At 66.6% G+C, this 18,775-nt stretch carries 18 protein-coding genes; 9 read left to right on the top strand and 9 right to left on the bottom strand.

The genetic code is table 11. The features are described 5' to 3' along the window. Positions 1 to 2 precede the first annotated feature (2 nt). The gene (locus ACP7AB_RS09170) at positions 3 to 866 is read right to left on the bottom strand and encodes a lipid A-modifier LpxR family protein (RefSeq protein WP_425992012.1); all 864 of its coding nucleotides are present in this window, start codon (positions 864 to 866) and stop codon (positions 3 to 5) included. A gap of 232 nt (positions 867 to 1,098) precedes the next feature. After that, positions 1,099 to 2,991: a ribonucleoside-diphosphate reductase subunit alpha gene (locus ACP7AB_RS09165; RefSeq protein WP_426046134.1), complete on the bottom strand. Its 1,893-nt coding sequence runs from the start codon at positions 2,989 to 2,991 to the stop codon at positions 1,099 to 1,101. A gap of 286 nt (positions 2,992 to 3,277) precedes the next feature. Here ACP7AB_RS09165 and ACP7AB_RS09160 point away from each other — a divergent pair, with 286 nt between their 5' ends. After that, a complete protein-coding gene (locus ACP7AB_RS09160) occupies positions 3,278 to 3,997 on the top strand; it encodes a phosphatase PAP2 family protein (RefSeq protein WP_425992016.1) in 720 nt (239 codons plus the stop codon). A gap of 93 nt (positions 3,998 to 4,090) precedes the next feature. Then, positions 4,091 to 4,753, top strand: a complete 663-nt coding sequence (locus ACP7AB_RS09155; protein ID WP_425992018.1) for a hypothetical protein — start codon at positions 4,091 to 4,093, stop codon at positions 4,751 to 4,753. Between the two features lie 130 nt (positions 4,754 to 4,883). Here ACP7AB_RS09155 and ACP7AB_RS09150 read toward each other — a convergent pair whose 3' ends face one another. Continuing rightward, complete coding sequence (locus ACP7AB_RS09150) at positions 4,884 to 5,345, bottom strand: hypothetical protein (protein WP_425992020.1); 462 nt, start codon at positions 5,343 to 5,345, stop codon at positions 4,884 to 4,886. A 180-nt stretch (positions 5,346 to 5,525) separates the two neighbouring features. Here ACP7AB_RS09150 and ACP7AB_RS09145 point away from each other — a divergent pair, with 180 nt between their 5' ends. From ACP7AB_RS09145 to ACP7AB_RS09125, 5 genes are all read left to right on the top strand, one after another. Further along, entirely contained in the window at positions 5,526 to 6,092 is a 567-nt protein-coding gene (locus ACP7AB_RS09145; RefSeq protein WP_425992021.1) for a TMEM165/GDT1 family protein, read from the top strand. A 90-nt stretch (positions 6,093 to 6,182) separates the two neighbouring features. Continuing rightward, entirely contained in the window at positions 6,183 to 8,315 is a 2,133-nt protein-coding gene (locus ACP7AB_RS09140; RefSeq protein ID WP_425992023.1) for a response regulator, read from the top strand. A gap of 235 nt (positions 8,316 to 8,550) precedes the next feature. Continuing rightward, positions 8,551 to 9,081 (top strand): exosortase H, encoded by a 531-nt coding sequence (gene xrtH, locus ACP7AB_RS09135; RefSeq protein WP_425992024.1) that lies wholly within the window; start codon positions 8,551 to 8,553, stop codon positions 9,079 to 9,081. Continuing rightward, positions 9,078 to 9,719: an exosortase H-associated membrane protein gene (locus tag ACP7AB_RS09130; RefSeq protein WP_425992026.1), complete on the top strand. Its 642-nt coding sequence runs from the start codon at positions 9,078 to 9,080 to the stop codon at positions 9,717 to 9,719. The genes xrtH and ACP7AB_RS09130 overlap by 4 nt, the downstream gene beginning before the upstream one ends. 262 nt (positions 9,720 to 9,981) lie before the next feature. Then, a complete protein-coding gene (locus tag ACP7AB_RS09125) occupies positions 9,982 to 11,028 on the top strand; it encodes a ribonucleotide-diphosphate reductase subunit beta (RefSeq protein WP_303696702.1) in 1,047 nt (348 codons plus the stop codon). Between the two features lie 156 nt (positions 11,029 to 11,184). Here the strand turns inward: ACP7AB_RS09125 and ACP7AB_RS09120 are convergent, their stop codons facing one another. The 3 genes from ACP7AB_RS09120 to ACP7AB_RS09110 all read right to left on the bottom strand — a co-directional run bounded on the left by ACP7AB_RS09120 (position 11,185) and on the right by ACP7AB_RS09110 (position 13,325). After that, complete coding sequence (locus ACP7AB_RS09120; RefSeq protein ID WP_425992028.1) at positions 11,185 to 11,940, bottom strand: molybdopterin-binding protein; 756 nt, start codon at positions 11,938 to 11,940, stop codon at positions 11,185 to 11,187. Continuing rightward, positions 11,937 to 12,731 (bottom strand): cytochrome b/b6 domain-containing protein, encoded by a 795-nt coding sequence (locus tag ACP7AB_RS09115; protein ID WP_425992030.1) that lies wholly within the window; start codon positions 12,729 to 12,731, stop codon positions 11,937 to 11,939. Before ACP7AB_RS09115 ends, ACP7AB_RS09120 begins: the two co-directional genes overlap by 4 nt. Before the next feature lie 84 nt (positions 12,732 to 12,815). Further along, complete coding sequence (locus tag ACP7AB_RS09110; RefSeq protein ID WP_425992032.1) at positions 12,816 to 13,325, bottom strand: cell wall hydrolase; 510 nt, start codon at positions 13,323 to 13,325, stop codon at positions 12,816 to 12,818. Between the two features lie 165 nt (positions 13,326 to 13,490). Here ACP7AB_RS09110 and ACP7AB_RS09105 point away from each other — a divergent pair, with 165 nt between their 5' ends. After that, a complete protein-coding gene (locus ACP7AB_RS09105; RefSeq protein WP_303696698.1) occupies positions 13,491 to 13,754 on the top strand; it encodes a hypothetical protein in 264 nt (87 codons plus the stop codon). Here the strand turns inward: ACP7AB_RS09105 and ACP7AB_RS09100 are convergent. After that, a complete protein-coding gene (locus ACP7AB_RS09100; RefSeq protein WP_425992034.1) occupies positions 13,751 to 15,988 on the bottom strand; it encodes a glycoside hydrolase family 3 N-terminal domain-containing protein in 2,238 nt (745 codons plus the stop codon). The two genes, ACP7AB_RS09105 and ACP7AB_RS09100, sit on opposite strands and share 4 nt — an antisense overlap. Before the next feature lie 495 nt (positions 15,989 to 16,483). Between ACP7AB_RS09100 and ACP7AB_RS09095 the strand changes: the two genes are divergently transcribed. Then, entirely contained in the window at positions 16,484 to 17,677 is a 1,194-nt protein-coding gene (locus tag ACP7AB_RS09095) for an MFS transporter (protein WP_425992035.1), read from the top strand. On the opposite strand, the gene ACP7AB_RS09090 is transcribed toward ACP7AB_RS09095, so the two are convergent. Together ACP7AB_RS09090 and ACP7AB_RS09085 are read right to left on the bottom strand one after the other, a co-directional pair. After that, the gene (locus ACP7AB_RS09090) at positions 17,674 to 18,288 is read right to left on the bottom strand and encodes a recombinase family protein (RefSeq protein WP_425992037.1); all 615 of its coding nucleotides are present in this window, start codon (positions 18,286 to 18,288) and stop codon (positions 17,674 to 17,676) included. The two genes, ACP7AB_RS09095 and ACP7AB_RS09090, sit on opposite strands and share 4 nt — an antisense overlap. 68 nt (positions 18,289 to 18,356) lie before the next feature. After that, positions 18,357 to 18,596 carry a hypothetical protein gene (locus ACP7AB_RS09085; protein ID WP_425992039.1) on the bottom strand — a complete coding sequence of 80 codons (240 nt, stop codon included), beginning with the start codon at positions 18,594 to 18,596 and terminating at the stop codon, positions 18,357 to 18,359. Between the last annotated feature and the right edge of the window lie 179 nt (positions 18,597 to 18,775).

Genomic DNA, 18,775 nt, shown 5'->3' with positions numbered 1-18,775 from the left:
CCTCACCACTCCGGCTTGATCGACAGCTGGAAGGCGACGAGGCCTTCGGAGACATCGTTGTCGATGCCGTGGCCGCCATGCATGCCCTCAGCCTCGACCTCGCGATAGACGAGGCCGAACGAGCCCTGCATGTCGCCCCGGCGCAGAGCCACCCCGATCGAGGCGTCGCCCAGGAACGTGCCGCTGTCGCGGCTGTAGCCGGAGCGGGCGTACTCGCCGTCCCGCGTCCGCGCGAAATTATAGCCGACGGCGGTGCCGGATCCGGCGGCATAGATGTACCAGCGGGCCCGCTCGCCGAAGGCCTCTGCCCCTTCCGGCAGGATTCGGTCTGCGGTCGAGCCGATCCGCAGGGTGGCGCCCGCCTCGGCCGTGCCGCCCCGGTCACCCGCGCCGATGCCGACGTGCGGCGTCAGCGTCACCTCGAGCCCGGAGGCCGTATAGCCGCGCGCCGTCGTCCAGCCGCGGGTGTAGCTGACCTCATAGCCGTCGGCGTCGAGCATCGCCTGGTCGAGTGGCGTCGGCGGCACGGGCGAGCCGTCGGCCCGGCGCAGCTCACCCCGCGTCCGCAACCTTAGCCGGTCGGTGAAACCATCGGCCTCGCGCCAGACGTCGCGAGTGGTCGTGGCCGCGAACGGATTGCGCGCCTCGGCCGGCGCATAGTCGGTGGCGAACTCCAGCACGGGCCCGAATTCGCGCCCCGCAGCCACATTGAAACTGGCCTGGCGGTTCAGCTGCGCGGTGATGCTGGCGGAGGTTTCCTGCTGGGCATCGGACCAGTTCTGGTTCACCCACGTCTGCGCGCTTGCCGGAACGGCCAGGGCCGCCAATGCGAGTACGCTCAGAAACAGGCTATCCAGACGGACCAACGGTCCCCTCACAGTCCGTTAACAGAGCTCACCCTGCACCGGAATCGCGTCAGGTCCAACCGCGTTGTTGCGACACCTTCCTGACATGATCCCCCAACGTGGCTTTCGCTGCACAGGTTCCCCCATCCGGGGTGTCATCGGGGTTAAAGGCCCCTGCAGACGCGAAACGAGCGGGGCCCGGAGGGAACCGCTCGTCAAGATCAGTGCGATTTCAGGGCCGACCCGTCTCGGGTCATTGGCAGGCCAGGCACTCGTCGTAGTCGGTCGGGGCGGCGGAGAAGAGGTCCGGCTGGTTCGGATCGATCTCGACCTCGGCCTTGTCCTCGGCGCCGGCGAAGGCGGCGCGCTGAACCGACTTGGAACGCAGGTAGTAGAGCGACTTCACCCCCGTCTCCCATGCGCGCCAGTGCAGCATGTGCAGGTCCCATTTGTTGACGTCGCCCGGGATGAACAGGTTGATCGACTGGGCCTGGCAGATTTCCGGCGAGCGGTCGGCCGACAGCTCGACGACCCAGCGCTGGTCCAGTTCGAAGGCAGTCTTGAAGATCCCCTTCTCGTCGTCGTTCAGCACGGTCAGGTGCTGGACCGAGCCCTCGTGCTCCAGGATCGACGACCACACCGCGTCGGTGTTGGCGCCCTTCAGTTCCAGCAGGCGCTCCAGATACGGGTTCTTGACCGCGAATGAGCCCGACAGGGTCTTGTGGGTATAGATGTTGGCCGGGATCGGCTCGATGCCCGCCGAGGTGCCGCCGCAGATGATCGAGATCGAGGCGGTCGGGGCGATGGCCAGCTTGTGCGAGAACCGCTCCATGATGCCGCGCTCGGCGGCGTCTTCGCAGGCACCCTTCTCCTCGGCCAGCCTGACGCTGGCCTTGTCGGCCTCGCGACGCAGGTGTTTGAACAGCCGCATGTTCCACGACTTGGCCATGGCGCTTTCGAAGGCCACGCCCTGCGCCTGCAGGAAGGAGTGGAAGCCCATCAGGCCCAGACCGACCGAACGCTCGCGCCTGGCCGAATAGACGGCGGCGGCCATTTCCGGAGGGGCGCGGGTGATGAAGTCCTCCAGCACATTGTCCAGGAAGCGCATCACGTCCTCGACGAAGCGGGGCTCCTCGCGCCACTCCAGGAACATCTCGGCGTTGACCGACGACAGGCAGCAGACTGCGGTGCGGTCGATGCCCAGGTGGTCGGGGCCGGTGTGCAGCATGATCTCGCTGCACAGGTTCGACTGCTTCACCTTCAGTCCCAGCTCGCGCTGATGCCTGGGCATCTGGCGGTTCACCGTGTCAGAGAAGATCAGATAGGGCTCGCCGGTCTGCAGACGGATTTCGAGGATCTTCTGCCACAGCGAACGGGCGTCGACGGTCTTCAGCACCTCGTCGTTCTTGGGCGAGCGCAGGCCGAACGGGCCGCCGGCCTTCACCGCCTCCATGAACTCGTCGGTGATGTTGATGCCGTGGTGCAGGTTCAGGGACTTGCGGTTGAAGTCGCCCGAGGGTTTGCGGATTTCCAGGAACTCCTCGATCTCCGGGTGGTGCACGTCGAGGTAGACCGCCGCCGAACCGCGACGCAGGCTGCCCTGGCTGATCGCAAGCGTCAGGGAGTCCATCACGCGGATGAAGGGGATGATGCCGGACGTTTGCCCCGCGCCCTTGACCTTCTCGCCGATGGAACGGACGCCGCCCCAGTAGGTGCCGATGCCGCCGCCGTTCGAGGCCAGCGACACGTTCTCGTTCCAGACCCGCTGGATGCCGTCCAGGCTGTCCTGCACCGAGTTCAGGAAGCAGGAGATCGGCAGACCCCGTTTCGCGCCGCCGTTCGACAGCACCGGCGTCGAGGGCATGAACCAGAGCTTCGACATATAGTCGTAGACGCGCTGGGCGTGGTCGGGGTCGTCGGCATAGGCCGTGGCGACGCGCGCGAACATGTCCTGGTAGCTCTCGCCGGCCAGCAGATAGCGATCCTCAAGCGTCTTCTTGCCGAAGTCGGTCAGCAGGTCGTCGCGGGTCCGGTCGAGTTCGAGGCTGCGCACCACCGTCAGATGGGGCTTGTCGGCCGCAGGCGCAGCCCTGAGGGCATCGAATTCCACCGTTTTCAACGCTTCGCCGCCAGCCATAATCGTCATCGCCCTGAACTAAAATCGAAGTGAAGCCGCCTGCGTTCGAACCACTGCATCTAGTGGCCGAAGCGCTCCCCGAACCAACATATGGGGCGCAGATGCCTAACCAATGGTCAACGGGCTTGACGCCGGAATTCGTCTCGAATCACTTCGAGACGGGGGATGAGCCTGTGCAAAAGCCGCGACGGCCGTGCGACGCACCATTGTGACAGGATTCACGAAGCCGTGATCGGGAACGGCATCCCAGCTTGGCCGTTAGCGAGCGATGCAATCCTCCGATCTCATCCCTTTTTTGCGTCGCGCGATCACCGTGGCGCGGGCGGAGTTCGCGGCCCTCGGCGCCCTGGCCATCGTCACCCTGGGAATCATGACCTTCGTCGAGATCGCCGACGACATGACCGAGACCGACGGTCAGGCCTTCGACCAGATGGTGCTGCACTGGATGCAGCCGGTCGCCGGCCAGCCGCGCGGCCCCTGGTGGCTGCACGAGGCGGCGGCCGACATCACCTCCCTGGGGGGCATTGCCGTCCTGACCCTGTTCGCCGTGGTCGCCCTGGGCATGCTGCTGATCCTCAGGAAGTGGCTCTCGGCCCTGCTGCTGTTGATCGGTCTCGCAGGCGGAGTCGCCCTGAGCGAGGGACTGAAGGCCCTGTTCCAGCGTGAACGACCTCCCGCGGCCTTTCAGGCGGTGGAGACGCTGAACGCCAGCTTCCCCTCCGGCCATGCTCTTCTGTCGACGGTCTTCTACCTGACCGTCGCGGTGATGATGACCCGCGCCTTCCCCCGGCGTCGGCTGAAAGCCTACGTCCTGGGCGTCGGCATGGCCTTCGCCCTGATGGTCGGACTGACCCGCGTCTACCTCGGCGCCCACTGGGCCTCGGACGTCATGGCCGGATGGTGCGTCGGCGCGGCCTGGGCGATGGCCCTGTGGCTGGTCAGTTATGCGGTAGAGCGCAGGCAGACGCGCCGCCACGCCCGTCTGGTCGACGAAACGCCGGTCGCCGAAGGCTGAGATTTCGCTAGGTCCGCCCTCGTCAAAAAGGTTAATATCCGTCAACCAACCGCCCGGGGCCCGCCCGTCCCGGCTCCGCGGCAGGAGGCTTCCATGTTCAGCCTGATGTTCGCCCTGCTCGCCGGCCCGGCCCTGGTCGAGTCCCAAGCCGTCCAGGCCACGCTGCAGTCCTGCGCCCTCGAAAACGGCCGCTATGTCTGCCGCTACGCCGTGCCCGACATCGTCATCGTCCCGGTCCCCGGAACCGACATCGTCGCCGACGCGCCCGCCATCGTCCTGGGCGGCAGATCGGGCCCGGAGGCGGCGTCGCCCGAGACCCTGCCGCCCGCGCCGACCGTCACGGAGCCTGCAGCCCCTCCGGTCAGTCCGCCCGTCGCTCCCCCGGTGGTCGCTGACCCCGGCCCAATCCAGCCGATCGACACCGGCGTCCTGACCGAGCGCGAGGCGCGACTGGTCTCCCGCTGCGCCGATGCAGGCTGGGTGTCGCTTTGCCTGCCCGACGATCGCCGCGCCGCCCGGTCGCTGCGCGACAAGCAGGACGCCTATCTGGCTGTCCGCCGCCAGGTCACCCGGCTGTTGAGCGACGAGAACTGTGACGCCGCAGTCAAGGCCGCCCTGGACGGCGGCTACCTCGCTCTGGCGCGTGAGACCCGCGACTATTGCGCGGGGTCGACGACGAGGGCTGCTTCGGCCGGTCTGGCTTCCGTCGAAGCCCAGCCCGCGACCGCCGAGGCGGAAGACGCGTCAGCGGACTGACTTTACCGCTCGTTATCCTTCGGCAAGCCGCCCCTTCGCGGCGCAGAGCGGAGGGTGACGAACCAAAGATGCCAACGAAAAGGGCCCCAGCGTCTCCGCAGGGGCCCTTCGTCATTTCAGCCTAGCCGGATCAGTAACCCGGGCTTGCCGGTGTACAGGTGGGGCCTTCGGTGCAGTCCGAGAAGTGGACTTCCGGCGGCTCGACCAGGATCTCCGATGGCCGGACATGGACTTCGGGACGCTGGACGTAGATCTGGGCCGGCGCGATGCGGATCGGCGGCGCGTCGACATAGACCGGGGGTCCGTCGATATAGATGGTCGGGCCGGCGACGTTGATCGGACGGCCGATCACGCGAACGCCCGGCGACGAGACATGAATAGGCGGGCCTGGATTGTTGATCGGCGGGCCCCAGCCCCCCGGTCCCGGCCAGCCGGCGCCGCCGCCGGTCCAGGGGCCGTAGAAGTCGACGACGCGCGTGCATGAGCAGGGTACGTCGCCATAGTGCGGTGCTTCGGGACAGCCATGACCATCCACCGGCGCCGCGGCGCCGGAGATCAGCATGGCGGCCACGATCGAAGTGATCGGATCCATGTTCAGCTCCCCTCAAGTCCTTGCGAGACCTCGCTTTTCTCCCACCAGGCGAACCGCCGAGGTCGGCGGGCGAGCCGCTCAAACAGCGTTATATTAACCATTTCGGCCTGTCTACCGTCACTGTCGTGCTTGCCCCAGGCTGTGGCAGCCGCTACCGCGCCGCCCTTTTCGGGGAGATCCTTGGAAGCTTTTCTGATCTCGGTCGGCCTCGTCTCCCTGGCGGAGATCGGCGACAAGACGATGCTCCTCGCCATCGCGCTGGCGGCGGCCTGGCGGCGGCCCGCGCCGATCATCCTCGGCATCCTGGCCGCGACGTTGGCGAACCACGCCTTCGCCGCCCTCGCCGGGACCCTGGCGGCGCAGTATCTCGACGGCCCCTGGACGAAGCGGATCGTCGGCATCGCCTTCCTGGGCTTCGCGGTCTGGGCCCTGATCCCCGACACCCTCGACGTGCAGGACGATCAGGGGCCGGAAAAGACCTTTGCCGGCGTCTTCTGGACCACCACCGCCGCCTTTTTCCTGGTCGAGATGGGCGACAAGACCCAGATCGCCACGGCCGGCCTGGCCATCCGGTTCGAGAACCTGCCGCTGGTCGTGGCGGGCTCGACCCTGGGCATGATGCTGGTCAACGCCCCGGCGGTTCTCCTGGGCGAGTCGACCGCCAAACGTCTGCCGCTCAAATACATTCGCATGGCCGCAGCCACCGGCTTCGCCGCGACAGGTCTGTGGATGCTGTTCGCAGCCTGATCGCCCGGTAAGGGCAACTACCGATACCGATACTACCCCGAATTAACCCTTTCGTGGGATGACAAATCTGTCGCGCGGCAAGGAATGACGATGATGCAAGGCCGCTGGCGGATTTTCCGCCACGAAACAGGACGTGAGGCCGGCCCCCCTGCCTGGGCCTATGTGGCTCTGTTCTGCGCCAGCCTCCTGATCGGTCTGTGGAGCGTGCAGCAGTTCGGCGCGGTCGTGATGTGGCTGGCCAACGGCATCCTTCTGGCCGCCTTTCTCCAGTTGCATCGTCGCAAGGCCATCGCTGTCCTGGCCGTCTGTTTGGCGATCAATCTCGTCACCAATGTCGTACGCGGCGACCCCATGCCCTTCCTGTGGCTCAATGCCGTTCTGAACATAACTGAGGTCATGATCGCCGGCGTCCTGGCCCGCCGGTTCTGCGGCGCTGCCCTCGACCTGCGCCGTCCGCGCCGCCTGCTGCGCTTCGCCGTGGCGGCCGTGGCCCCCGCGGTCCTGTTCTGTACGTTCGTCATCGTCAGCGTGGCGGCCGTGCTGCGTGACTATTCGACGGCCCTCTATGTCTTCACCGCGGTGCGCCTTTTCGCGATGGAGGCCCTGGGCCTGCTGACCATCACACCGACCCTGCTCCTGCTGGCGCGCCGCCACCGGTTCGCCGACACCAGCCAGGTCGCGAACGCGAAAGAGACCTTCGCCCTGTTCGGCCTGCTGACCGCCACGACCCTGGGCGTCTTCTTTCAGTCCAGCCTGCCGATCTCCTATCTGATCTTCCCCCCGCTCTTGCTGCTGGTCTTCCGCGTCTCGACGACGGGCTCGGCCCTGGCCATCCTGCTGGTGACCGTGATCGGCGGCTTCGCCACCATCACCGGCCACGGCCCCGTCACGCTCCAGCGGCTCGCCGCAGATCCGGAGCTGACTAGCATACCCGACCTGGTGCGCAGGCTGAACGTCTTCTACGGCTTCCTGCTGACCCTGATCGCCGTCGCCCTGCCGATCTCGACGATCGTGTCCGAACGCCGACGCATGGTCCTGCGGCTGCAGACTCGCACGCTCGCCGCCCATGCCGCGCGACGTCAGGCCGAAGCCGCCGACGCCGCGAAGTCACGCTTCCTGGCCCTGATGAGCCACGAGATGCGGACACCCCTGCATGGCGTGGTCGGTTATGCCGAGATCCTGTCTCGCCGATCGGGTCTGCCCCGCGACGCCCGTCATCAGGTGGAGGAAATCCATCGGTCCGGCGCGGCGCTGCTGACGTTGGTCGAGGACCTGCTGGAGGTGTCGCACGGCGAGGCAGACGCCTGTCCGGAGACGATCGACCCGGTCGAGCTGCTGGCCCAGGCCGCGGCCGCCAGCCGCGACGTCGCCGCCTCCAAAAGCCTCCCGCTGCATGTCCGCGTGCTGCCGGGCGCCGAAGCCTTCCTCCTCGCCGACCACCGCCGCCTGCGCCAGATCCTTCACCGACTGGTCTCCAACGCGGTCAAGTTCACCACCCAGGGCGAGGTCGACATCAGCGTGGCGCGTGAAGGCCCCCTGACCGTCTTCCGGGTCTCCGACACCGGTCCCGGCATCGATCCCGACCTGATCCCCACCCTGTTCGACGCCTTCGTCCAGGCCGACGATTCCATCAGCCGCACCCATGTCGGCTGCGGCCTGGGTCTCACCGTCGCGCGTCGCCTGACCCGCGCCATGGGCGGCCAGATCGCCCTGGAGAGCACTTCCGTCGCCGGCTCGACCTTCGTCGTCCGCCTGCCCCTCGCCCTGGCGGACGAGGATGCGACGACCGGCAGCGCCGAGCCCGCCATCGCGGAGGCCGGGGCCGCGGCCCGGGTGCTGATCGTCGACGACCATCCGACCAATCGCGAGGTGGCCCGGCTGATGCTCGCGCCTCTGGGCTGCGACATCTTCGAGGCCGTCGACGGGTTCGAGGCGGTGGAGATGGCCTCGGCCGCGCTCTTCGACCTGATCCTGATGGATGTGCGTATGCCGCGCATGGACGGCCTGGCTGCGACCAAGGCGATCCGCGCCCTGGACGGCGAGTTCTCCCGCATGCCGATCCTGGCCGTCACCGCCGACGCCATGCCCGAAGACGCGGCCCGCTGCCTGGCCGCCGGCATGAATGGCCACGTCGCCAAGCCGCTGACCCACGCCAGCCTTTTCGCCGCCATTGACGCCGTCATGGCCGGCAATGATGAGGCGGCTGATGAAAAGGCCGCCTAGCCCTCGAACACCCTGAACACGAAGCCCCGCCGTCCGGAGGGGAGGGCGGGCCGGCTGGCCTCGCAGGGCGCTCAGCAAGCCGTGACCTCCGACGCTCGGCCGGCACGGGTGAAAACCCTCGTTCGCCGGGCGGGGGTTCCCGGTCGCGCGTCCAATACGTCCCTTGCTTGCCGAAGCCTGTCGTAAAAAAGCGATCCGGCGCGCCTGTGGCGACCGCATCCATGGACAGGACTGAATGCTGAAATCTCCGGCCCTCCGCTATCTCGGCCTGTTCCTGATCCTGACCGTCGCCCTGTTCAGCGTCCTGGCGACGCCCTGGGCGGAGCGTCTGTTCGTCGGTCCGTTCACCCGCGGCCTCGTCCACGCCTGCGCCTTCCTGATCGGCCTGTTCGATGACCGGGTGGAGGCGGCGGCCGCCGTCCTGCGGTTCAACGACGGACGCGGCGCGGTCCAGGTTCTGGCCGGCTGCAACGCGGTCAAGGTCTGCGCCCTGCTGACCGCCGCCATCCTCGCCTTCCCGGGCAAGATCCGATACGGCCTGATCGGCGCGGCCGCCGGCATCGTCGCACTGCAGGCGATCAACCTCCTTCGCATCATCAGCCTTCTCTACCTGTCGCGCGGGTCCGAGGAGGTGTTCGAGTTCTTCCACAACTACGTCTGGGACGCGATGATCGGGCTGGAGGGCCTGCTGATCTTCTTCTTCTGGACCCGCTGGCAGTCGCGTCGCGAGGCGGCCGACCGGGTCGACGCGGAGGCCGCAGCGTGAGCCTTCTGTCCCGCTTCGCCGCTCGAACCCCCGAGGAGACCGCCCGCCGCCGGTTCGGCGTTTGGGCCGGCCTCGCCCTCGTCATCCTGCTGCCGCTCTGGTGGATCTGGGGTGCCGACGTCGTCGCCGGGCTGCTGCGGCCCTTCGTCGGTTTCGTGCTGAGCCTGTTCGGACTGACCGGCCGCATCGACGTCCTCGAGGGCGGCGACTGGTCCATCGGCACCCACCTGACCCAGGGCGGCGAACCCATAAACTATGGGATGTCGAAAGAGGGGCTGCGTCGCCTGCTGCTCGGCTTCCCCCTGACCCTGGCCTTCCTGAGCGCCCCGCCGCGCCCCGTCCGGCCCTGGCGCGCGGCGGCCATCTCGATTCCCGTACTGTGCCTGGTCTTCGCTGTCTGCGTCGTCGTGACCGTCTGGGGGGCACTCGCGCCGATGCTCAGCCCCGACCTCGCCGGCGCAGGCATGTCCATCGCCACCCGGCCTGACCAGCCTCCGCTGCATCCTTTCGCCGCTCAAGTCGTCATCATCGGCCGCTATGTGGCCCAGTCAATCGCCCCGTTGCTGACGGCCCTGATCCTGTGGGCCGCGCTCAATCCCGCAGGGATGAAGACCCTCGTCGCCGAGATCAAGGACTAGGCTCCGCCGAGCGCTACTGAACGAAACGCCGTTAGCCGGCTCCGGGAAGACCGAGGGGCGTGGAGTGGACCGACCGAATGGCGCGTGGCGTCACCCACGGATGTGTCGCCGCGCCAAACCATCCCCCGCTTCACACAAGATGTTGATGCTGGGGATCGTTAACCCTCAACAGGTAGCAATTGGTGCGATTCTGGAGTTCATTGGCTTCAGTCCCCTCCGTTCATCCCGGCGCAGGCCGGGACCCAGTTCCCGAGCTCCCCCCATGAACGCCCACACAATCATCACGCCCGCCCGGGCCGGCCTGCTGACCCCGTCTGCCGCCTACAAGCCGTTCCGTTATCCGTGGGCTTTCGACATGTGGAAGAAGCAGCAGCAGGTCCACTGGATGCCCGAAGAGGTGCCTCTGGGCGAGGACTGCAAGGACTGGGCGGCGAACCTGAACGACAAGGAGCGCAATCTGCTGACGCAGATCTTCCGCTTCTTCACCCAGTCGGACATCGAGGTCGCCGACAACTACATGGAAAAATACGGCCGGGTGTTCAAACCGACCGAGGTGAAGATGATGCTGTCGTCTTTCGCCAACATGGAGACGATCCACATCGCGGCCTACGCCCTGCTGCTCGAGACCATCGGTATGCCCGAGAGCGAGTTCGGCGCCTTCATGGAATACGAGGCCATGCGGGACAAGCATAACTACATGGGCCAGTTCGGGGTCGAGACCGACGCCGACATCGCCCGGACCCTGGCCATGTTCGGCGGCTTCACCGAGGGGCTGCAGCTGTTCGCCAGCTTCGCGATGCTGATGAACTTCCCGCGCCAGAACAAGATGAAGGGCATGGGTCAGATCGTGTCCTGGTCGGTGCGCGACGAGAGCCTGCACTGCGACGGCATCATCAAGCTCTACCACGCCTTCAACGCCGAGACGGGCTGCGTCACCCCGTCGGTCGCCGACGACATCGTCGAATGTTGCCGCACCGTGGTCGGTCTGGAAGACAAGTTCATCGACCTGGCCTTCGAGGCCGGCGATGTGAACGGCATGACCCCCGAGGACATCAAACAGTATATCCGCTTCATCGCCGACTGGCGCCTGCGCCAGCTCAAGCTGCCCGAGCTCTACGGCGTGAAGGAAAACCCCCTGCCCTGGCTGCAGTCGCTTCTGTCAGGCGTCGAGCACGCCAACTTCTTCGAGGCCCGCGCCACGGAGTATTCGAAGGCCGCCACCACCGGCGCCTGGCACGGGACTGAAGGCGTCTGGGGCGAGTTCGACAAGATGATGGCCCGCCGCGACATGAGCATGGTCGCGGGGTAACCCTCCCTCTCCCGGCGGGAGAAGGCTTGAGCGCACGACGGCTTGGCGTCGTCCTTGCGCGAAAGGGGGAGGATCGGATGGCTGGGGGTCAGGGTGAAAGCCGACCCTCATCCGTCCGCTTCGCCGCCAGCTTCTCCCACCGGGAGAAGGAAGAGTTTAAATCCCGGCGTACCATGAATAGCCGCGATCTTCCCAGTAGCCGCCCTTGCCGCCGGCGATGTGGTCGAAACTCTCGACCAGCTCTATCCGCTTGATATATTTGGCCATCTTGTAACCCAGCTGCCGCTCCAGCCGCAGTCGCAATGGAGCCCCGTTGGCGATGGGCAGGATCTGGTCGTTCATCTCGTAGGCCAGGATGGTCTGCTCGTGACGGGCCTCCGGGATGTCGATGCTCTCGTAGTAGCGGTCGCCGTCCTCGGTCTGATCGAGCGCGTCGAAACAGTAGAAGACCAGGAACCGGGCCTCCGGCTTGACCCTGGCCTCGTCCAGGATGCGGGACAGCCGCGCGCCCTTCCATTTGGCGATCGCGGACCAGCCCTCGACGCAGTCGTGTTTGGTGATCTGAGTCCGCGATGGCCGGGCGCGAATCTCGGTCATCGAGAGAGACAGGGGGTTTTCGACGAGGCCGTCGAGGATCAGCCGATAGTCCCGGAAACCGTTGGCCTTCAACGCCAGATAGTCGGAAGCTTGGGGATCGACCGAACCGTTCGCCCGGAAGTCGCTGGAGATGTCCTTCTCCTCGTACTCGGGGGCCAGCCGGTCCCGGGCCAGCGCCCGCTGCGATCGCTGGCTGACCTGTTCGGCCTTCTTCAGCGAGCACTGCAGGCCCGAGGTCCGCGCCACGCGGTCGCACCCGCCCAGCGCCAGGGTCGCGCCCGCGCCCAGGATAAGTCCGCGTCGATGAGCGATCATTCCGCGTCGTCCTTCTCCGGCTCGATCACGAACCAGCCGGTGATCATGGAGCGCATGTTGTTGGTGAACCCGGCCACGAAGACCAAGACCACATGGACGACGACGAAGCCCAGCAGCCCGCTCGCCGACAGGAAATGTAGCGTCCTCGCCGACTGCCGCCCGCCGAGGATCCACAACAGTTCGGGAAGGGCCGCATTCATCATCGGCGACATCGCCAGCCCGGTCGCCAGCATCATCGGCAGGAGAACCAGCAGCACCAGGAGGTAGGTCAGTTTCTGCAGCACGTTATACCGCCGGGCCTCCTCGCCCTTTGGGAACTTCAGCAGGGCGTGCTCGACGATGCTGTGCGGGATGTCGGCGAGGTCCGCCCTGGTCGGCTCCATCATCCGCTGCAGCCGCCCGCTGATCGTAATGAAGGCCAGATAGACCAGGCCGTTGAGGACGAAGATCCAGGCGAACAGGAAATGCCAGCCGCGCGCCGCGCCCAGGTCGCGACGCATCGGCACCATCAGCCAGTCGGGCGCCAGTGGAAAGCTCATCCAGGGGTCGGCGAACGTCGAGCGGATGCCCCAGTACAGATGCGGATGCGCCATCAGGATGTTGATCCCGCTCATGACCAGGATCGTCATCGCGAAGACATTGAGCCAGTGGGTCAACCGTACCGTCAGCGGATGCCGCCAGGTATCGATCCGGCCGCCGGTCAAAGGCCGGTCGGCGTGACGATGGGGCCGCGCAGCCTCGCCCTTCGGACGTTCATCGTCCGCCGTGCCGGCGACCCCGTGATCCGTCATCGCTCGTCCCCTTTCAGCCTACCCTCTCACCGCGCCCGCATCACGGCAATGGGCATTCCGGAAGGGCGTTGTGGTCCCGATCGATCAGGAGCGCGGAGGGGCGCACCGCATCCGGTCGCCGGCCTGACAGGCGCGGACATCGGCCTCCCAGCGGGCGCGGTCCGCTTCCCACTGACGCTGCGCGGCCTCGGACCGGCGGACGTCTTCCTCATAAGCCAGCTGGGCCCGGGTCGCCGCCGTAACCGTCTCTTCGTATTCGGCGCGCCGGGCGTCGAACTCAGCCTGGTCGGCCCGCTCCTGGTTCTCCGCCAGCTGGTTGCGGGAGGCGATCTCGTCGTTCAGCGCCCGGGTCACGCGCAGATCTTCGAGGGTCTGCTCGGAATCGCCGGCCCGGTGGTAGGCCTCCCCGTCGTTGACGGACGGCGGAACCTGGGTCGGCACGGCCTGGCTCAGAAGCTGGTCGGCCTGATCCGCCGGTCGCGTCTGGGCGGACGGTTTCTGCGCCTGGGCCGCGCCGGCCGCCAGAGCGAAGGCCAGGGCCGTAGCCGTGGCCGTGGCCGTGGCCCACGCCACGCGGGTTCTGGTCCTGATCATCATCTCGTGTCCCTCTCGCAATCCCGCCCTCGACTCCAGCCTGAGGAGCTTGGCCATATCAGGGCGGCGCAATTGCCGGAACGTCGTTCGCGCCGAAAGGTGGCGCCCGGCCCCGTGGCGAGGTTAAATGGGGGAATTCTTCTCCTCCCCCGCGAGCCGCGCCCGATGATCCTCTCCACGAGTTCCGGCGACTTTCCCATCCCGCCGGACGTCGCCAGCCGCCTGCCGACCGTTCCGCCCGTGCCGGATCCGACGGCTCCGCAATACCGTCAGGCCCGCCGGGCCTTCTCCGACTGGCTCGACGCGGCGCCGGAACACACGATCGACTTCGAGCGGCTGCGCCGCTGGCATCTGGTCCAGAACCAGCTCGCCGCCGCCGCCCGCGCCGAGGGCCGCGCCTTCGTGGTGACCGAGGACGGGCTCGACTAGGACGGCGTCAGGTTGAGTGTCGCCGGGTCGCCCGCCTGGGCCGACGACGTCAGCCAGATGTCGAAGGCGCCGGGCTGGACTTTCGGGCGACCGTCAGCGCCGACGTATTCCAGACGTTCGCGGCGCAGGGTGAAGGTCACGGTCCTGGTCTGTCCGGCCGCCAGCTCGACCTTTCTGAAGTCGCGCAGGCGGCGGCCGGGCTGGGTCAGGTCGGCGACGCGGTCGCGGATGTAGAGCTGGACCGTCTCCTCGACCGCGTGGTCGCCAGCGTTGGTGATGTCCACCGAAACCTCGACTTCACCATCCCAAGCCAGCGTCGCCGCTGCGGGCGTGACCGCTCCGTAGGTCACCACGCCAAAGGTCAGGCCGTGGCCGAACGGATAGAGGGCGGTATTGGTCGTCTCGCGATAGCGGGCCACATACTCCTGCGACGCCAGGGCGTTGTTGGCCGGGCGGCCGGTGATCTTGTGATCGTAGCTGTAGGGTTGCTGGCCCGAGCGGTGCGGGAAGCTGACCGGCAGGCGTCCGGACGGCGAGACCAGGCCGAAGACGATGTCGGCGACGGCGTGACCCATCTCTCCGCCCAGGAACCAGGTGACGACGATGGCGCCGGCGTCCTTGATGGGGCCGGACAACTCCAGGGCGCGGCCATTTCTCAGCAGGACGACGACGGGCTTGCCGGTCGCGGCGACGGCTTCGGCCAGGGCGCGCTGGGACGCCGGGATATCGATCTCGGTGCGCGACTGGGCCTCGCCCGACATGCGCGCGCTCTCCCCGATGGCCAGAACGACCACGTCCGCCTGGCTCGCCGCCAGCACCGCCGCCGCAATGCCGCCCGGCAGGGCCGTCTCGACGTCGGAGCCCATGACCACGGCGAGGTCCGCCTCGTCGTCCATGGCGGCGCGGAAGCCGGCCTCCAGCGAGATGCGGCGTGTCTCGTCGCCCCAGATGGTCCAGGGGCCGAAGACATTGTCGACGTCAGCGCCGAAGGGCCCGATCAGGGCGATCTTCTGGCCGGAGGGTTTCAGCGGCAGCAGGCCGCCTTCGTTCTTCAGCAGGACGATGGACTTGACCCCGGCCTCGCGGGCCAGATCGCGATGCTCGCGCGAGCCGACGACCCGCCGCTCCCGCTCCGGATCGCAGCCGCGATAGGGATCGTCGAACAGGCCGAGCGCCGCCTTGGTCATCAGCACCCGACGCACAGCCTGATCGACCCGTGCCATCGGCACGTCGCCGGAGGCGACCAGGCCGGGGATATGCTCCAGAAACAGGCCCGAGACGATCGAGGCGTCAACCCCGGCCATCAGGGCGATGCGGGTGGCGTCCCGGCCATCGGCGGCGAAGCCGTGGGCGATCAGCTCCTGATCGGCCGTATAGTCGGTGACCACGTATCCGGCGAAGCCCCACTCCTCGCGCAGGATCTGCGTCAGCAGATAGGGATTGCCGCTGGCCGGTACGCCGTTGATGTCGTTGAAAGCCGTCATGACCGACAGGGCGCCCGCGTCGAACGCGGCCTTGAACGGCGGCAGGAAGGTGCCCCGCAACGTCGCGTCCGACATGTCGGTGGTGTTGTAGTCCATCCCGCCCAGCGCAGCGGAATAGCCGGCGAAATGCTTGGGCGTGGCCAGAAGGGCGTCGCGATCGGCCAGGCCCTTGTCGCCCTGGAATCCCTTGACGCGGGCAACGGCCAGAACCTCGTTCAGCCAGACGTCCTCGCCCGCGCCCTCGACCACACGACCCCAGCGCTGATCGCGCGCCACATCGACCATGGGGGCATAGGTCTGGTGGATGCCGGACGCCGCGCCCTCTACCGCAGCGGCCCGCGCAGTGCGCATGGCCAGGTCGGGATCGAAGGCGGCCGCTTCGGCCAGCGGCACCGGGAACACCGTCTTCAGCCCGTGGATGATGTCGGCGGCGAACAGCAGGGGGATGCCCAGCCGGGTCTCCTCCACCGCGATCGTCTGGATCCGACGCCCGGCCTCGGCCCCGACGCCGTTGAACAGGCAGCCGACCTGACCGTCGCGGATCATCTGCGTCATACGCGCGGGATCGCCCTGGCCATCCAGCGGATTGACGTTCTGTGGCCGGAACCGGAACGGGTCGGCCAGTACGTTCAGCTGACCCGCCTTCTCCTCGGTCGTCATGCGCGCGATCAGGGCGTCGACCCGGTCGAGGTCGGCCTCCGACTTCCGCGACGATATCCGCGGCGCGGCGACGACATTACTCGCGAACATTCCCAATCCCGCCGCCGCCATAGCCAGAAACAATCTACGTGAAGAGGGATAGGCCTGGCGGTTCAACATGGGAATCCCTCTGAGTCCGCCCGTGAGATAGTCGCACGAGGGCGAGGAGTCAGATCACACCCGGTTGCAGGTGCCCTTACCCGATACGGCGGCGGGGGAGAGAGGTTCCCATCGGGGCGACCATACTGTTGTCGGAAGGAAAGTTGGCGCACCCGACAGGATTGTTTGGGTGGCTGGTTTCGTCGGTCATGCCGTGCCCCTGATCTGAAGCGTCCAGCCATCGTCTTGAGAGCGTTCTTGGTCAACGCTTTGGCTGGCGATGACGCGACGCTTGCGACCGATCATGCCGTGCTGGGTGGCCTCACATTCAGCAAGCCGAAGTCGATTGAATCCGTCTGGTGAACGGCCCATCACGACCCGCTCGGACGTCAGGACCACATCCGCGCCTGACTGGTGCTGCTGTTGGCGGGCCTGAATGGAGTTTGCATGCTCAAGAGCTTGAAGTCCGTTCCGCGCGGCGTCTGGGCACTGGGGTTCGTGTCGATGTTCATGGACGTCTCTTCGGAGATGATCCACGCCCTGCTGCCGGTGTTTCTCGTCGGAACGCTTGGTGCCAGCGCGATGCTGGTCGGGATCATCGAAGGGATCGCCGAAGCGACAGCTTCAATCGTGAAGGTCTTTTCCGGCTGGTTGAGCGACAGGCTGGGGCGTCGCAAGATGCTGACCGTCGTGGGCTATGGCATCGGCGCGCTGACCAAGCCTATTTTTCCTCTGGCCGTCACTCCCTTCGAGGTGTTCGGCGCCCGCTTTGCGGATCGCATCGGCAAGGGCATACGCGGCGCCCCGAGGGATGCCTTGGTTGCTGACCTCGCTCCTCCCGACGCGCGTGGAGCGGCATTCGGACTACGACAGTCACTCGACACCATCGGTGCCTTCGCGGGGCCGTTGATCGCCATCTGGCTGATGGTGGTTCTGGCCAACGATATTCGCGCTGTGTTCGCATGGGCTGTGGTCCCGGCGGTGATCGCGGTGCTCCTACTCATCTTCGCGGTGAAGGAACCAAAGAGAGCGCGCGAACCGGGAGCCGCGCGCGTGCCGATCCGTTGGAGCGAGGTGCGTGACATGGGCGCCTCGTTCTGGATCGTGGTCGGGGTCGGGGGTGTCTTCACGCTGGCGCGCTTCAGCGAGGCGTTCCTGATCTTGCGGGCGCAGGACGTGGGATTGGCGGTCGCCCTCGTCCCCGTTGTCTTGGTGATTATGAACGTCGTCTACGCCGTCGCCGCGACCCCGGCTGGCATCCTTTCAGATCGGATCGGTCGGAAGCGACTGCTGGTCGTTGGACTCGCGGTTCTCCTTGCCGCTGACGCGGTGCTCGCGCTGAACGCCACCGTCCCCGGCGTGCTGGCGGGTGTGGCCCTGTGGGGGCTTCACATGGGCCTGACCCAAGGCGTGCTCGCCACGATGGTCGCCGATGCGGCACCTTCCAACCTTCGCGGAACGGCGTTTGGAATATTCAATCTGGCGACCGGCGTCGGGCTGCTGATCGCGAGCGTGCTGGCGGGCGCCTTGTGGGCCAGTCTAGGTGCTCCGGCGACATTCGCGGCAGGGGGACTGTTTGCGCTGGTGGCTCTGTTCGCGACCGTGGCTCTGCGCGATGCGGCGAAGATAGCGTTGGATTAGGCCGCGACGCTCTCCTGACGGCCTTCCTGCACCGTGGCCCCCAGCGTCCGCGCAATGGTCGTCACAGTGGTCGTGGAGGCACGATGTAGGCGGGCGGTGGCGCGGATGCCCAGACCGTCCTGCAACGACCTCCTGATCGCTTCCAGACGGTTCTGGGGCATGGGCTTGCGACCGCTCTTCTTGGTCGTCCGCCGCAAGCCGGAGAGCACCCTCTCTCTATGAATGGCCCTTTCGAATTCGGCGAAGACGCCGAGCATTGAGAACATCATCCGACCGGAAGACGTCGATGTGTCGAGGCCCTGCGTATGAACGTACAGGTCCACATTCTTGGACTGGATGTCGCCGAGGAAGTGGATCAGGTCGGGTAGGCTCCGGCCAATGCGGCAGACCGAAAAACACGCAATTTGATCAAAATCCTTCCGGGCGACGCCTTTGAGCAGGTTGTCGAAGCCGGGCCGTTTATCGCGGCCCTTGGCACCGGAGATGCCCTCGTCGAGGAAGGTCGCCACGATCTCCCAGTCCTGCCGCTGGGCGACGGCCAGCAGGTCACGAAGCTGGTTCTCTACGGTCTGGTTTTTATCAGCCGTCGAGACACGAGCGTACAACGCCACGCGCTTGGTCAGGGGTGTTCTCCGATTGCAGTTGGGAGAACATCACGGTGCCACGGATCGACCGGGCGTCAACGAGAAGAGGCGCGATCCTCGTCCATCGGCATCACGAACATCTGGCTGTAGCCGAGGTGCCCATCGCTGGTGGTGAAGACGATGAAGTCTTCGCCCGCACGCTCGGCGGCTTCGCGGACGAGATTGCTGAACTCTTCAACGCAGTCCAGTTCACCGACGAGCATGTATCCGCCCGCCTCGCGCTTGACGCTGTAGGCGTGAGAACCTTTCAGCAGCCGGTCGAGCAGCTTCCCCATTAATGATCATGAACACCGCTCGACGACCGACGCAAGCGGAACATCCTGTTCCACCAATCTGATGTTGGCGAGAACGGCGAAAATGGGATTAGGCGGTCCCGCTGCGGCTGGGTTTGCCGAGAGCGAGTTCGAAGGGGTTTGCGGGAACGCCTCGGGCCATGCCGTTGGCGCCAATGGCG

The sequence above is a fragment of the Brevundimonas sp. TWP3-1-2b1 genome, from assembly GCF_049896165.1.
Taxonomy (GTDB): Bacteria; Pseudomonadota; Alphaproteobacteria; order Caulobacterales; family Caulobacteraceae; genus Brevundimonas; species Brevundimonas subvibrioides_B.
This window is presented reverse-complemented; position numbering and strand designations above follow the sequence as displayed.

Bases quoted from the DNA above. Each gene is read 5' to 3' on its own strand.
- ACP7AB_RS09140 (WP_425992023.1), top strand. From the start codon at position 6,183: ATGATGCAAGGCCGCTGGCGGATTTTCCGCCACGAAACAGGACGTGAG.
- ACP7AB_RS09150 (WP_425992020.1), bottom strand. From the start codon at position 5,345: ATGGATCCGATCACTTCGATCGTGGCCGCCATGCTGATCTCCGGCGCC.
- ACP7AB_RS09120 (WP_425992028.1), bottom strand. From the start codon at position 11,940: ATGATCGCTCATCGACGCGGACTTATCCTGGGCGCGGGCGCGACCCTG.
- ACP7AB_RS09100 (WP_425992034.1), bottom strand. From the start codon at position 15,988: ATGTTCGCGAGTAATGTCGTCGCCGCGCCGCGGATATCGTCGCGGAAG.
- ACP7AB_RS09155 (WP_425992018.1), top strand. From the start codon at position 4,091: ATGTTCAGCCTGATGTTCGCCCTGCTCGCCGGCCCGGCCCTGGTCGAG.
- ACP7AB_RS09095 (WP_425992035.1), top strand. From the start codon at position 16,484: ATGCTCAAGAGCTTGAAGTCCGTTCCGCGCGGCGTCTGGGCACTGGGG.
- ACP7AB_RS09115 (WP_425992030.1), bottom strand. From the start codon at position 12,731: ATGACGGATCACGGGGTCGCCGGCACGGCGGACGATGAACGTCCGAAG.
- ACP7AB_RS09165 (WP_426046134.1), bottom strand. From the start codon at position 2,991: ATGACGATTATGGCTGGCGGCGAAGCGTTGAAAACGGTGGAATTCGAT.
- ACP7AB_RS09110 (WP_425992032.1), bottom strand. From the start codon at position 13,325: ATGATCAGGACCAGAACCCGCGTGGCGTGGGCCACGGCCACGGCCACG.
- xrtH (WP_425992024.1), top strand. From the start codon at position 8,551: ATGCTGAAATCTCCGGCCCTCCGCTATCTCGGCCTGTTCCTGATCCTG.
- ACP7AB_RS09085 (WP_425992039.1), bottom strand. From the start codon at position 18,596: ATGGGGAAGCTGCTCGACCGGCTGCTGAAAGGTTCTCACGCCTACAGC.
- ACP7AB_RS09125 (WP_303696702.1), top strand. From the start codon at position 9,982: ATGAACGCCCACACAATCATCACGCCCGCCCGGGCCGGCCTGCTGACC.
- ACP7AB_RS09105 (WP_303696698.1), top strand. From the start codon at position 13,491: ATGATCCTCTCCACGAGTTCCGGCGACTTTCCCATCCCGCCGGACGTC.